The organism is Rhizobium sp. IY2, assembly GCF_047532935.1.
Lineage (GTDB): Bacteria > Pseudomonadota > Alphaproteobacteria > Rhizobiales > Rhizobiaceae > Rhizobium > Rhizobium anhuiense.
The window spans coordinates 1-13,161 of record NZ_JBLKNU010000017.1 but is presented as its reverse complement, the minus strand read 5'-3'; the positions used below and the strand labels follow the sequence as shown (position 1 = coordinate 13,161).

The following is a 13,161-nucleotide window of genomic DNA, read 5'->3' as shown; positions in this document are numbered from 1 at the left end:
TGATCCATTGGATACCTGCATCACCGTCTGGCATTGGCCGCACCAGGAGCGTTGGTACGACGAAGGCATTCGCAACTCGCTCACCCTCATCAAGGAAGCTGGCTTCACACACATCAACTGGAATCCCGACTCCGGCAGTTCGTACTGGCTAGCCGACGCCGAGATCGAGTTTACAAGCAGGATCGTGGCCGATGCTGGGCTGAAAGTGCACTCGGTTCATGGCAGCAATGGCCGCAATCCTATCACCGAGTTCGGCCACAAAAACCCTGGCCCTTTCGCGATGGAGACGCGCAAGGACTTCTTGTCGCCGCATGAATGGCAGCGCCGCAGCGGAGTCGAGCTGCTGCGTAACCGTGTCGACCTGGCGGCCGCGTTCCAGTCCCCAAATATTGTCCTGCACATCGATATCAACGACAACGTCTTCGGCAGCGAAGCCGCCGAACGAGCGTTCTTCGAACCCCTTTTCCAGTCTCTCGACGAGATCAGGCCTTACTGCGTCGAAAATGGCATCCAGATTGCCGCGGAAACTCTTCTTTGCGCCAACGCTCAGAATTTCCTCAACCTCTATGATCGGCTGTTCGCTCGATACGGCAAGGAGTTCATCGGCGTCTGCTTCGATTGTGGCCACTGGGAACTGATCGAGCCAGGCAAGCTCAGCGTGCTTGAGCGTTTCGCGGATCGCCTCATCGCTACTCACATTCACGACAATTTCGGAGCAATGGATAACCATCTCTTGCCATTCGATGGACGATTAGATTGGCACACGATCACCTCGGCGATCGCCGCAACTCCTTATCAGACTCCGCTCAACTTCGAGACGCCAATGGACCGGTATGGGATTCCAGAATCCGCCTACTATCGCCGCGCTCACAGTGTTGCTGTTAGGCTCGAGGAGATGGTCGCCGAGGCGCGCGCGAGGCAAAGCGCATGATGGCGAATACTCTTACCCTCGACATTTCTCGGTAGCAGCGTTGACGCCTGAACAGTTCCGGGCCCGGATGGATGGACAGTCTAGACCAAAGAATCTGTCGGCTTCGTCGGTGTCGTCGATCAATAGGCAGAGATCCTCGCCGGCGACTGCTGGCTAGCGACGTTTCAGGCCACTTGCCTCGAGAGCCGTCTGCTGCGGCGGGAGTTTCTTCAACATGTCCCACTGAATCATAAACCCCCAGCCAAGGCCAGGGGTTTTGTCAGCACTCTGAATGCGGGGAATTTCCCGCCGCTTCCATGTTATCTTGGATAAGCCGGCTTACGCCATGGCCTTCTGAAGGTTCTGGTCGATCTTGTCGAGGAAGGCAGTGGTCGAGAGCCACGGCTGGTCGTGGCCGATCAGCCGCGCCAGGTCCTTGGTCATGAAGCCGGATTCGACAGTGTCGACGCAGACCTTTTCGAGCGTTGCGGCGAAGCGGGCGAGCTCGGCATTGTCGTCGAGCTTGGCGCGGTGCGCCAGGCCGCGCGTCCAGGCGAAGATCGAGGCGATCGAGTTCGTCGACGTTTCCTGGCCCTTCTGATGCTGGCGGTAGTGGCGGGTGACCGTGCCGTGAGCGGCTTCGGCTTCGACCGTCTTGCCGTCCGGCGTGAGCAGAACCGAGGTCATTAGGCCGAGAGAGCCGAAGCCCTGGGCAACGGTATCGGACTGGACGTCACCGTCATAGTTCTTGCAAGCCCAGACATAACCGCCCGACCACTTGAGCGCCGAGGCGACCATGTCGTCGATCAGGCGGTGTTCATAGGTGATACCGGCTTCCTTGAACTGATCCTTGAATTCGGTCTCGTAGACTTCCTCGAAGATGTCCTTGAAGCGGCCGTCATAAGCCTTGAGGATGGTGTTCTTGGTCGACAGATAGACCGGCCACTTGCGCATCAGACCGTACATCATCGAGGCGCGGGCGAATTCGCGGATCGATTCGTCGAGGTTGTACATGGCCATGGCAACGCCGGCGCCCGGTGCGTTGAAGACTTCCCTCTCGATGACGGTGCCGTCTTCGCCGACGAACTTGATCGTCAGCTTGCCCTTGCCGGGGAACTTGAAATCGGTGGCGCGGTACTGGTCGCCGAAGGCGTGGCGGCCGACGACGATCGGCTTGGTCCAGCCGGGAACAAGGCGCGGCACGTTCTTGCAGATGATCGGCTCGCGGAAGATGACGCCGCCGAGAATGTTGCGGATCGTGCCGTTCGGGCTCTTCCACATTTCCTTGAGGTTGAATTCCTTGACGCGGGCTTCATCCGGCGTGATCGTCGCGCACTTGATGCCGACGCCGTACTTCTTGATGGCGTTGGCGGCATCGACGGTGACCTGGTCGTTGGTGGCGTCGCGGTTTTCGACGGAGAGGTCGAAATAGTCGATGTCGAGGTCAAGATACGGATGGATCAGCTTATCCTTGATCAGCTGCCAGATGATGCGCGTCATTTCATCGCCGTCGAGATCGGCGACGGGATTGGCGACCTTGATCTTGTTCATGTATCTGCCTCGTTCGAGCTTGAATGGGGACGGGGTCCCGGGTGGGTGACGTGATGAGGAGGGCTATAGCCTGAAGCGCTTGGGCCGGCCGGCCTCGCATGGCTGCGTTCGCCTGCACTTCGAGAATGCCGCGCAGTTCTTCTCGCTGGCGCCACGGGCTGGCCTCGCCAAGACCCGCGTCGTGATCACGCGCTGATCTCGGCTCAGCGCCAGACTCTGAATTCGGCATCTGATCCGTTTTGCGCGCCGATCCCGGGTCAGCGCCTCGATGTTGGCAGATCCCGTTCTATGCGCTGATCATTCGCTCCAGCTCATCCATGTCGGGCACGATGATATGTCGGAAGTTCTCGATGCGAATGACGCCGCTCTTGCGCAGCCTGGTCATCTGGCGACTGACGGTTTCGATCGTCATCCCGAGAAAATCGGCGATCTCGGCGCGGGACAGCGGCAGGTCGAAATCGGTGCTCGTGGCGGTCTGCGGTTCGGCGTGTGTGGCGATCAGGTAAAGCAGGCTTGCGACTTTCTCGCCTGCGGTGCGTCGGCCGAGCGTCAGCATCCATTCGCGCGCGGCGTCCAGCTCCTTTAGCGCCTGATCGTGAAGGCTGCGCTGCAGTTCCGGCGCTTCCGATATCATGCGGTCGAGCAGGTTGCGGGGGAAAACGCAGATTTCGGCATCGGTCGCAGCCTCGGCCGACAGCGTGCTTTCGCGCACGAATGGCCTGCCGACGAAATCGGGGGCGAATTGCAGGCCGACGATCTGCTGGCGTCCGTCCGGCATCACTTTGCAGAGCTTCACCACCCCGCGCATGATGTTCGAATAGGAAGAGCTTTCCGAGCCTTGAGCGATGATCTCGCAGCCCGCGCCGACCGTGCGGCGGAGCGAGTGGCGGCCGAGCTCCCGGAGCTGGCTGTTGGACAAGGCGCCGCAGACGACGCCGTGCCGGTCTCGAAAAGCTCACTGCGTACGACGTCCATGTCCTGATCCCTTCGAAAATCCGCGTGTGGCGGGCGTGGCTGCGCATGCCGGGCATGCCCGAGATGATTACGCCGCGATTGCGGGTTCGGCTATCCCGTTTTTCCGGCACGGCTTGATGATTATCAATTTCGCCGGGACCGCGCTTTGATCCAGATCAAAGTTTCCCTGCCATGGCTGTTGTTTGATGCGACTGCCTCGACACGATGCCGTCCGAAGAATCCTTCAAACTTGAACAACGGAGCAAAGGTCTTCGAATCCTGGCGACGAAGCCGTCGACGTCTTTGCGCGCGAACTTTTCCCAAAATTGCATGAGGGTTACTCGCGACAGCGTCGCCCCATGCCCTCGCCAGCCGGTTTCCAATTGACAATGAAGTATGTTTGTGCGACGTACGTACTAACACTACGAGGGCAGCTGGCGCGGCCCGAACGCGATCGACGTTGTGTCAGATGACCTCCTGAAGGAACGGGCGGATGACCGCATACCTAATCGGAATCGACGGCGGTGGCACGAGCTGCCGTGCGGCAGTCGCCGGTTCGAACGGGAATATCCTTGCGCGGGCTCAAGCCGGGCCAGCCAACATCCTTTCCGATCCGGATACGGCGCTCGACAACATTGCCAGTGCGACCCGCGCGGCGTTTTACGCAGCTGGCATCAATGCGCGTAGCATCGCCTCGGCGCGTGCAGTTCTGGGGGTCGCGGGCAATAATGTCGGCGAGGCCGTTCACTACGTGAAAAACAGGCTACCCTTCGCCGAGGCGGACATAGAGTCAGACGGACTGATCGCGCTACAAGGCGCGCTTGGCGATAAAGACGGAGCCGTCGCCATTTTAGGAACAGGCACGATCTACATCTCCCGCCACTGTGATACGGTGACCTACACCGGCGGATGGGGCTTTACTGTCGGCGACCTCGGCAGCGGCGCTCGTATTGGACATGCGCTTTTGCAAGAATCGCTGCTCGCATATGACGGCATCCATGTCATGTCCGCGATGACCGCCTCCGTCCTTGCGGAATTCAAGAATGACCCACGTAATATCGTCGAGTTTGCGCGGCAGGCAAAGCCCGGCGCCTTTGGTCGCTATGCGCCGCGCGTATTCGAGCACATCAAACAGGGCGATGCCGTCGCCGCGCGCCTGTTGAAAGAAGCCGCTGTTTCAGTTGACGAAGCACTTGATCGTCTAGTCGCTCGAGGAACGCAGAGGATTTGCCTGCTCGGGGGATTGGGGCCGCTCTATTCGTCCTGGATCGCTGCACGGCATCAAAGTCTATTGGTAACGCCCGAAGGCGATGCACTGAGCGGGGCCGTGGCCCTGGCGGTTTCGCGCTTCGGGCCTCTGAAAGCGATCGAATGAGTGACAGACTTGCGGCCATGCTTCCAGGATGGGGCATAGAGATCAACGGTGCCGGCCCGCTCTACCATAGACTTCGCCTGGCGCTTGAAAAGGCGATCCTGTCGGGTAAACTCAAAGAGGGCGACGTTCTTTATCCCGAACGAGACCTCGCTGAACATGTCCGCGTTAGCCGTGTAACGGTCCGCAAAGCAATCGACCATCTCGTCCAAGACGGATTTCTGGTTCGCAGGCGCGGCTCAGGAACCTTCGTAGCCGGATCGGCGGTCCGCGCAGATCAGCCTCCGTCACGCGCGAACCTTTTGACGGGTGACATTTCCTGGCTTGGATCGGGCACGAAAGTCGAGTGCATCGAGCGCAGCACGTCTCATCCCGCACCCGAGGAGATGATGACACTCGGCCTGTCAAGCGACAGTCGCGTCGTGCGCATCACCCATTTGCGGAGCTCGGCGGGCCAGCCGCTTGCGATTGAACGCCTATGCATTTCCTCCGAGTTCCTGCCCGACGCTCGTACCGTTACCTCTTCCACCTGCAACACACTCGCGGACGCAAACTTTAGACCCGTTCGTGCGATCCAGCGCACTTTCGCACTTAACATCGAAGATCCGGACGCCACCACGCTTGGCGTCGCGATCGGAACGGCTGGTCTTTTAACAAAGCGCGTTGCCTATCTTGCTTCGGGCCGCGCGATCGAATTCAGCCGCTCACTTTTTCGAGGCGATGCCGAAGGTTTCGTCAGCGAGCTCACCTTTCTCGAAAACTGACCTCTCTTCTTACAAGACAGGATCCTATCATGCAGGCCACCTTCGCTGCCGCCGGTGCGGCTTTGCGTTCCGAGAACACCGCGTTCGTCGTCACGGTCGCGCGCTGCTTGTCCGACCATCCCGCCATCTCATTGAGATGTCCCATCGAGCTGAGGGCGAAATTACCCGTCTCTTCGATTCGGCCGCCCCTCGCCTCAATCTACGGTGTCGGGCTCAGCTTGGTCGAGGCGCTGCCTTGCCCAGGCAGCCACGCGCGTGATCGCTGCGTCGATCGCTCTGACGAATAAGCTTCCGCTTGGGGAACCCGCAAAGGCCAAAGGCATGCTTAGCACAAAGGGCGGCTTGTGCCTCAAGACGACGCAGATCTCGTGGTGTTGACCCCGGGTTTGAGTTGAAGTCGAGCTGGATAGGTGGACCAAAGGTATTCGAGGCAAGTGGCCATGGTGAGTTTTGAACAAATTTGCACCGGTAAAGTCGATGTTTCCGCTCGAAAACCTAGTGGGCTTTAGCTGAGTGGGACTCGCGCCATGACGACAGCAATGCTCTCTCCGATTGAACGAACCTGTCTCCACTGGATATCGAGGGGGTGGACTGTGGCTGATATCGCGTTGATCGAGGGAAAGGGTGCCGCTGAAATTCAGGCATGCGTGGAGCGTGCGGTTATTTCGCTCAACGCCGAATCATTGGAACAGGCGCTTGAGAAAGCGAAGCTCACGCGATCAGACTGATCCCATCATGGTTGCGGGCGCCGGACGCTTTCACCTTGCCTTTCATCCGCTTGTAAATGCACCGTTTCGGCGACGTCCAGGTCCTCAGCAAGATCGCGCCACCGGTTTTTAAAAAGACGGAGACGATGGCTCCTGCGGTCGGTGCGGAACGTAGCCGAATCGAAGTGGCCACGAACGCAAGCCAATTTGCGTGTTTGAATGGATCCTGGCTCTCTTCCGGATTCCACGATCAACCCGCTGAAAGGTCCGCTAGGAAGCTGCTGCCGCGTCGCGCTGATCGCGCCGGTCCCGCGCCTTTGAGGAGTCATTCAGCGGGAATTGGCCGGGCTTGAGCCCTCTAAAGTCGCTCGATCTTTCCTTTGTACGGTCCCACGCCTTCCAGCTCTCCCGCGACCTGATGGTCACGGTCTTCGCAGCCGACGGCGAGTACGGCGTTCTACCCTCTGACGAAATCGACGCCGACGACGATCTTGCGATCGTTCACGATTCTTTCCGTGGGTCTGGCGTGCCGCTTGCGAACTGCAGACGCAAGGGAGGCTTCGCCGCGGTCAAGCATTGCATGATCCGACACTTGTCAGCCGCGCCCTTGCCGCCTTTGCTCTTCGCGGCTGGCCGAAGGGTGCCCGCGAAACGACGGGCAAAGAAAGGCAACGAGGGCCAATCGCCGGGCGATTGGAAATCAAATGAAGAGAAGAGACATAGAAGCGCTGCGCGAACGGGTCGGTTGCGCGGCGGTTCTCGAAAGGGCGAGCTTCGCCATCGACATCAAGGAAAGCAGCCGGCGGGCGATCAAGTTTCGCCGTGGCGGTGAAATCATCATCGTTACGCATGAGGGGCGCGGATGGTTCGATCCGCTCAGCGATGCGAAAGGCGATGTGTTCGGGCTTGTCGAGCATCTCGATCATGTCGGATTTATCGAATGCGCCGAACGGGTCGCAGATCTCGTCGGTTTCACGATCACCGAGCCGGAGTGGCAGCCATTGAAGCCTGATGGAGGATACGACCTCTCCCTCCCCGATCGTTGGCAGGCGCGCCGCCGCCCATGGCCCGGGTCGTCGACATGGTGTTACCTCAACGGCGAGCGTTGCCTGCCTGCACATTTACTCCGCAACGCGATCAAAGGCGACCTTCTTCGAGAAGGCCCGCATGGCAGCCTATGGGCAGCTCATTCGGACAAGACTGGAGCTGTGACCGGCTGGGAGGCACGAGGGCCGCAATACCGGGGCTTCTCCTCTGGTGGAAGGAAGGCTCTCTTCCGTCTCGGGTCGGTTACTGCGTTGCGCCTGGCTGTCACGGAAGCTGCGATCGACGCCATGAGCCTTGCGGCTATCGAGGGGATGCGGGGAGGCACGCTCTATCTCAGCACCGGCGGCGGATGGTCGCCGGCCACGCAAGCCGCGCTGCGGGAACTGGCCTCCCGACCGGACGCCCGGCTGGTCGCTGCGACGGACGCCAATGCACAAGGCGATCTGTTTGCCGAGCGGTTGCGGGCGCTGGCCGAGGATACCGGTTGCGACTGGTCGCGGCTCCGCCCGCCCGAGGAGGACTGGAACGAGACCCTGAAGATCAGGGAAATGGAAAAGCCGGAGAGAAAGGAAGGAGGCGTGCCGCATTCGCACCGCTCGCGTCAAGGGAGGCTTCGCCCAGCGGAGCCGGCCCTTGACCCGGCCGGTCGCAATGTCGGCGGCTCGGAAGTGGTCATGAAGGACTGAAGGGGATGGCGAGGTCGAGAGGACGGCGCTGCACTTCAGTCCGAAAACCTCCAAAGGAGCCGCAGATGATCCCCTCTCCCGCAACCGCCAAGGTTTTTCAGGGTGTCGCAAGCCGCCAGCAGATGTTCCGCATGTTTGATCGCCACGCGCAGCGCCCGAACCGTTGTGTCGGTGTTGCCGGGCCACTTTACTCGGGCGAATGGTTCGAGATCGGCGAAACCGAACATGATTACATGTTCGAGATCCTGCCACCATTTTCGATCCGAGGATCCATGTTTGCGATGCGCGAGTTCATGACCGGCTCGGTGACATCAGTATTCTTCGCGCTCAGGATCGACGCGGCCATCCGATATTTCCATGGCTACTGCGATCTTTCCGACAAGGCATCCGTCGAAACGATGCGCGTCGCCATCATCGAGCGCGAAAGCCGTCCGGTCCATGACGCGGCAAGAGCGGCTCGAGCATATCTGGAGCACGACTGCCGACGATTACCGCGGCTATGCCGGAGCCAAGTGGCCGCAGTCCGCTCGCGGCAAGCGCACCGTCGTGCTTTATGGCGGCAACGAGGGCACTTTCCTGAAGCTGCTCGAGGAACTCACCGACGGGAGAGCGCTGTGAAGCTGCCGGTGCATCTTCGCCACCTTCCCTCCCCGATTGCCGCGTGAGGAGGACGCCTTGTTCACTTTTAGCGTGGTCGACGTTCGTGCAGTGATCGCGCGCGGACACACCGACGCGGTAGCCAATGGCGGTTTCCGCAATCCTCACTATGGACTGCTCCCGGATAAGGACGAACGGCACGGCCTGTGGATCGTCGGCGATGAAGGCGTCTATGTGCTTTCCAACGGAAAATTGGCAGAGGGCCAAAGGGCACTCGCGGTCTATGCCGACGAGTGCGATCCGAAGACCAATCCGGACTACCGGGACTACAAGCGCCGGTATTTCGGGGGAGACGACGGCATCGTCTTCATCGACGCTGAGAGACTGGAAGCCATGCTTTCCACAAACCCGGAAGCCACGCATCTGCGGGCGGAGTTTGCGACGGAAACAATGCAGCGCTCCGTAATCACGCGCTCGTAGCTCGCGATCGCTGCCGCCGGACGAACCAGGTCCAAATTTCCTCACCTCAATTTCATCCGCCTTCGCAGCCGCGGGACCTGTCCCGTGGGAGATGGCGCACATCCTCGAAAAGGAGCTTTCATGTCCCACGATCCCTTCACCCTCGATATATCAGGCAGCAGCGCATTGTCGTCCGGCTTCGGCCTGGGCGTCACCGCGTTTGGTGGGTGTTGTCACGTTAAGTTTCTCTGGCTGGAAAGGCCAACGGCTCGTGGATATTCAGGCGACACAGGCCGCAATTTTCCATGCATCGAAAGCTTCGAGCCGATAGTAGCGAATTGTTTGCGCGGTGCCGCGACGGGACGGAACCGAAAAGCAATTGCGGGTCGCTGAGTGCATGGAGACGAACCGTTGCAACGTGCCTAGTGATCGGTGGCCTTGCATGGTTCGTTCCCGTTTTCGAAACGGCAGATGGCTGTTCTCGGCCCGATTATTGAGGCCATTGTGCGATCAATAGTCAAGGCCGGGTGCCACTGCACCGTAGGAGCGGAGCTTATCGGTAATGATCCGTTTGGGAGCAAAGCCATAGCGCTTCATTAACGCCACCAGCACGCGCTTCGCTGCATCTCTTTTATCACGCCGCTTCTGCAATATCTCTTCGAGAACAGTGCCATGTTGATCGACCGCACGCCAGAGCCAGGATTTCTCTCCAGCGCATTTCACGACGACTTCGTCCAAATACCAAATATCGCCGAGGCGCGCCTGCCGCCGCCGCAAGTTGCGTGCGATCTGGGGTCCGAACTTGGCGATCCAGCGGCGGACTGTCTCGTATGACACGTCGATTCCACGCTCGAGCAGCATTTCCTCAACTTCACGCTGACTAAGGTTGAACCGCAGATAAAGCCAGACGGCGTGAGCAATGATCTGCGGGGGAAAACGGTGACGCTTAAAACTGATATCTGATGTCTGCATTGCCGAAAATTATGCGCAACCCGTCAGGCAGGCAACCGCAACCCAGTTAACGTGACAATACCCCAAGGGGCGATGTCGATCGCGCCTATGTGTGGCGTCCACCACCATGGACCGGCACCGCACCCCTTCAAAGCCCGAAACGGCTCCACAATGCTCTCTCTTCCGCCGCTTCGACAAGCCCCGTCGTAAGACCGGCTGCAGCACCTTCGAGCGAGACCGGCGACACACCTGGAATACGGCGGCCGAACAGGCTGCGGCCGGCGGTGACGAGCTCCGGTTTGGTCTTCTGGCCGTAGCGCCTTTTCAGTTCCTGGCGCATGTCGCCGAGGCCATCGATGAGGCCGAGTTCGAGGCCGCGCGTGCCACTCCAGAACAGGCCGGAAAACACCGTCGCATCGTCCCTCAGCTTGCCGGCGCGACGTTCGCGCACCATCGAGATGAAGACCTGGTGGATTTCGAGCTGCAGGCTCTTCAGATACTCGATATCCTTTTCCTTTTCCGGCTGGAAAGGATCGAGGATCACCTTGTTTTCGCCCGCCGTATAGACGCGGCGTTCGACGCCGATCTTCTTCAGCAATTCGGGAAAGCCGAAACCGCCGGAGACGACGCCGATCGAGCCGACGATGGACGTGGCGTCGGCAATGATCTCGTCGCCGGCCAGCGCGATCATGTAACCGCCCGAGGCAGCGACATCCTCGACGAAGACCAGAACCTTCTTCTGCTTCTCGCGGGCAAGCTCGCGAATGCGGGTGAAGATCAGGCGCGACTGGACGGGCGAGCCACCCGGCGAATTGATGGAGATGGCCACCGCCGGTGCGTCCTTCATGGCGAAGGCCTTTTCCAGAACCGGAGAGACATTGGCGAGGTTGAGGGTTGGCCGGAACGGGCCGCCGCCGGCGACGATTGCGCCCTGCAATTTAACGACCGGGATGGTGAGCCCATCCTTGCGGAACCGTTTCGGCAGCAATTTTCTCAAAAATCCGGCCATCTCTCATCCTTCGCTTGGGTCGCGCGATCTTCACCGCAACGAAAGTCCGCATCGTCAGGGTGTTAGGTCGTGTCATTTAGGCCTCTTGTCGCTACCCGGGGCACACTCCGGCCGCTCGTACGCCACATCTAGACGGCACCTTGGCGTAGATCAATATAAAACAATAATATATTTTGTGATATACATGATTGCCGCGCTCGAATGCGATTCTGTATTTGGTTTTTTCGCGGAACAAACAGAAAGGCTTAGTTTGTTAAAGTATTGATGCCAATATCTCGAAGGTTCGATCGCAAGATCGGTAGTTGGTCCGTGGGAACGTTTAAAGCAATTATGTTCGCGTACCAACCTGTCAAGCAGCCCGATGAGTTTCCCCCTCTTGCTAGACAACCCCAACAAATTAGGTGGATAGATTAGATCCTCGCCTCGGAGGTGATGACCAATACGCTCGTCTCTCTAAACGTCACCTGACGGACTAAGATCCGCCTTTTCTGCAACGCTCACCACCACGGCTCTTTACCGAGGCGTCCATGAAACAACGTGACATCGCGCTTGGAACTTCTTCTCGGCGAGAAGCTGCGCCATAAAGCGGGGGATTGCTCTCCCCGCGTACCACGACTTCATCGAGGTGTCAGACAGAGAGTCCGCGGAAGCTTGACTTGCGGTTGATGGTATACCATAATACGAGAAGATAAGGTGAACCGGCGGTCAAGTCCGCGGTTATCCAGTGGAGACAGTTCTCATTGAAGGCGTCACATTCGCCTCCACACTCGTTAGGAGGGAGATCGTGCCCCGATATTGATGGGACCATCAAGGTGTGGTGGAATGCGTTTTAAGGGCCTGGACCTAAATCTTCTCGTCGCTCTCAATGCTTTGATGACCGAGCGGAAACTCACGGCAGCAGCGCGCAGCATCAACCTTAGTCAGCCAGCCATGAGCGCAGCCATCGCTAGGTTGCGCGCCTACTTCAATGACGAGCTGTTTGTGATGCAGCAGCGTAGACTTGTCCCGACCCCGCGAGCCGAGGCGCTCGCCCCTGCAGTTCGCGAAGCTCTACTGCAGATTCAGCTCTCTGTCATTGCGTGGGATCCATTAGTCCCAGCGGAATCTAACCGGCGCTTCAGAATCGTACTGTCCGATTTCATGACGCTCGTATTCTTCGAAAAGGTGATAAAGCGCGTAGCGCGCGAGGCACCCGGCGTCAGTTTTGAATTGCTTCACATCAATGATGATCCGGACGAGCGTCTGCGCAGTGGAGATTTGGATTTTTTGATTTTTCCAGATCAGTTTATGTCAGCCGCTCATCCCAGTGCGAAGCTATTTGAGGAGAAGCTCGTATGCGTCGGCTGCCCTAACAATCAGCAGCTGCGCGGGAAGCTTTCCCTCGAGCGATTCATGTCGCTGGGACACGTCGCGGCCATGTTTGGACGTACTTTGAAGCCATCCATTGAACAATGGCTGTTGCTAGAGCACGGTTTTAAGCGGCGTATCGAAATCGTGGTCCAGGGCTTTAACGCGATCCCGATGTTACTTCAGGGGACGAATCGGATAGCAACCCTTCCCTTGCGGCTCGTCAGACATTTCGAACCCACCATCCGCCTCCAGATCGTCGATCATCCGCTGCCTTCCCTCTGGTTCACGGAGGCTGTGCAGTGGCCCTTGCTTCACAATTCCGACCCCGGAAGCATCTGGATGCGCGAGATAATGTTCCAGGAGGCTTCGCGCATGGAGGCCCCGGCGGAAAGCTCGGCAGACATCGACACGCCTATGTTTGACAGCGTCGCTGCCGAATGGTGTGCGGCTTGAGTCTGAAGATGCGGATACGCAGTTTTGTTAGCGGTGCTCGAAACCCGGGACGTTACTATGTTCCGGCTGGGTGAAGATCTGCGTGTCTGCTGATCCGGTCGTGGATGGAAACGAAAACGCTGAAGCTGTCGAGATACTTTGAAGCGCTTCATGATCCTCTCCCGTCGTCGGATGGGTTGATGAGGATTCTCCGCCCTATTATTCAGTCGGTTGTGAGAACGATGATTGAGGCCTGGTATGTGGCCTGCTGCCGGTTTATCGGACACGAGATTAAGCTAATCCCACCTTGGTTTCAAAGTCATTTGGGCTGAGATACCCCAGTGTCGAGTGGCGACGTTTCGGGTTGTAGAA

10 protein-coding genes and 5 pseudogenes are annotated in these 13,161 nt (G+C 58.8%); 10 read left to right on the top strand and 5 right to left on the bottom strand.

The window, feature by feature from the left end; genetic code table 11:
• Positions 1-7 precede the first annotated feature (7 nt).
• Positions 8-931 (top strand): sugar phosphate isomerase/epimerase family protein, encoded by a 924-nt coding sequence (locus tag ACMUVN_RS31195; protein ID WP_130654319.1) that lies wholly within the window; start codon positions 8-10, stop codon positions 929-931.
• A 318-nt stretch (positions 932-1,249) separates the two neighbouring features.
• Here the strand turns inward: ACMUVN_RS31195 and ACMUVN_RS31190 are convergent, their stop codons facing one another.
• Positions 1,250-2,461, bottom strand: coding sequence for an NADP-dependent isocitrate dehydrogenase (locus ACMUVN_RS31190; protein WP_130654318.1), 1,212 nt, complete (start codon positions 2,459-2,461; stop codon positions 1,250-1,252).
• Positions 2,462-2,525: 64 nt separating this feature from the next.
• Between ACMUVN_RS31190 and ACMUVN_RS31185 the strand changes: the two are divergent.
• Positions 2,526-2,657, top strand: a pseudogene (locus tag ACMUVN_RS31185) (L,D-transpeptidase); the annotation flags it as partial.
• Positions 2,658-2,747: 90 nt separating this feature from the next.
• Here ACMUVN_RS31185 and ACMUVN_RS31180 read toward each other — a convergent pair.
• Positions 2,748-3,436, bottom strand: a pseudogene (locus ACMUVN_RS31180) (Crp/Fnr family transcriptional regulator).
• Positions 3,437-3,908: 472 nt separating this feature from the next.
• Here ACMUVN_RS31180 and ACMUVN_RS31175 point away from each other — a divergent pair.
• The 7 genes and pseudogenes from ACMUVN_RS31175 (at position 3,909) to ACMUVN_RS31145 (ending at position 9,068) form a co-directional block, all read left to right on the top strand.
• Entirely contained in the window at positions 3,909-4,790 is an 882-nt protein-coding gene (locus tag ACMUVN_RS31175; protein WP_065276655.1) for an N-acetylglucosamine kinase, read from the top strand.
• Positions 4,787-5,551: a GntR family transcriptional regulator gene (locus tag ACMUVN_RS31170; protein ID WP_130729033.1), complete on the top strand. Its 765-nt coding sequence runs from the start codon at positions 4,787-4,789 to the stop codon at positions 5,549-5,551. The genes ACMUVN_RS31175 and ACMUVN_RS31170 overlap by 4 nt, the downstream gene beginning before the upstream one ends.
• 29 nt (positions 5,552-5,580) lie before the next feature.
• Positions 5,581-5,838, top strand: a complete 258-nt coding sequence (locus tag ACMUVN_RS31165; protein WP_130729032.1) for a hypothetical protein — start codon at positions 5,581-5,583, stop codon at positions 5,836-5,838.
• Between the two features lie 306 nt (positions 5,839-6,144).
• A complete protein-coding gene (locus tag ACMUVN_RS31160) occupies positions 6,145-6,279 on the top strand; it encodes a hypothetical protein (RefSeq protein ID WP_267975673.1) in 135 nt (44 codons plus the stop codon).
• Positions 6,280-6,962: 683 nt separating this feature from the next.
• Positions 6,963-7,991, top strand: coding sequence for a DUF3991 and toprim domain-containing protein (locus ACMUVN_RS31155; RefSeq protein WP_130729030.1), 1,029 nt, complete (start codon positions 6,963-6,965; stop codon positions 7,989-7,991).
• Between the two features lie 65 nt (positions 7,992-8,056).
• Positions 8,057-8,656 (top strand): annotated as a pseudogene (locus ACMUVN_RS31150) (DUF1419 domain-containing protein).
• A gap of 10 nt (positions 8,657-8,666) precedes the next feature.
• Positions 8,667-9,068, top strand: a complete 402-nt coding sequence (locus tag ACMUVN_RS31145) for a DUF3085 domain-containing protein (protein ID WP_130729029.1) — start codon at positions 8,667-8,669, stop codon at positions 9,066-9,068.
• A 258-nt stretch (positions 9,069-9,326) separates the two neighbouring features.
• On the opposite strand, the pseudogene ACMUVN_RS31140 reads toward ACMUVN_RS31145, so the two are convergent.
• Positions 9,327-10,019, bottom strand: a pseudogene (locus ACMUVN_RS31140) (IS6 family transposase).
• Positions 10,020-10,146: 127 nt separating this feature from the next.
• Positions 10,147-11,007, bottom strand: coding sequence for a S49 family peptidase (locus tag ACMUVN_RS31135; RefSeq protein ID WP_414815955.1), 861 nt, complete (start codon positions 11,005-11,007; stop codon positions 10,147-10,149).
• A gap of 822 nt (positions 11,008-11,829) precedes the next feature.
• Between ACMUVN_RS31135 and ACMUVN_RS31130 the strand changes: the two genes are divergently transcribed.
• The gene (locus tag ACMUVN_RS31130; protein WP_033181974.1) at positions 11,830-12,810 is read left to right on the top strand and encodes a LysR family transcriptional regulator; all 981 of its coding nucleotides are present in this window, start codon (positions 11,830-11,832) and stop codon (positions 12,808-12,810) included.
• A 55-nt stretch (positions 12,811-12,865) separates the two neighbouring features.
• Here ACMUVN_RS31130 and ACMUVN_RS31125 read toward each other — a convergent pair.
• Positions 12,866-13,049 (bottom strand): annotated as a pseudogene (locus ACMUVN_RS31125) (DDE-type integrase/transposase/recombinase); the annotation flags it as partial.
• Positions 13,050-13,161 lie beyond the last annotated feature (112 nt).

Coding starts and splice junctions, on each gene's coding strand:
- ACMUVN_RS31135 (WP_414815955.1), bottom strand. CDS start 11,007: ATGGCCGGATTTTTGAGAAAATTGCTGCCGAAACGGTTCCGCAAGGAT.
- ACMUVN_RS31165 (WP_130729032.1), top strand. CDS start 5,581: ATGCAGGCCACCTTCGCTGCCGCCGGTGCGGCTTTGCGTTCCGAGAAC.
- ACMUVN_RS31170 (WP_130729033.1), top strand. CDS start 4,787: ATGAGTGACAGACTTGCGGCCATGCTTCCAGGATGGGGCATAGAGATC.
- ACMUVN_RS31155 (WP_130729030.1), top strand. CDS start 6,963: ATGAAGAGAAGAGACATAGAAGCGCTGCGCGAACGGGTCGGTTGCGCG.
- ACMUVN_RS31130 (WP_033181974.1), top strand. CDS start 11,830: ATGCGTTTTAAGGGCCTGGACCTAAATCTTCTCGTCGCTCTCAATGCT.
- ACMUVN_RS31190 (WP_130654318.1), bottom strand. CDS start 2,461: ATGAACAAGATCAAGGTCGCCAATCCCGTCGCCGATCTCGACGGCGAT.
- ACMUVN_RS31175 (WP_065276655.1), top strand. CDS start 3,909: ATGACCGCATACCTAATCGGAATCGACGGCGGTGGCACGAGCTGCCGT.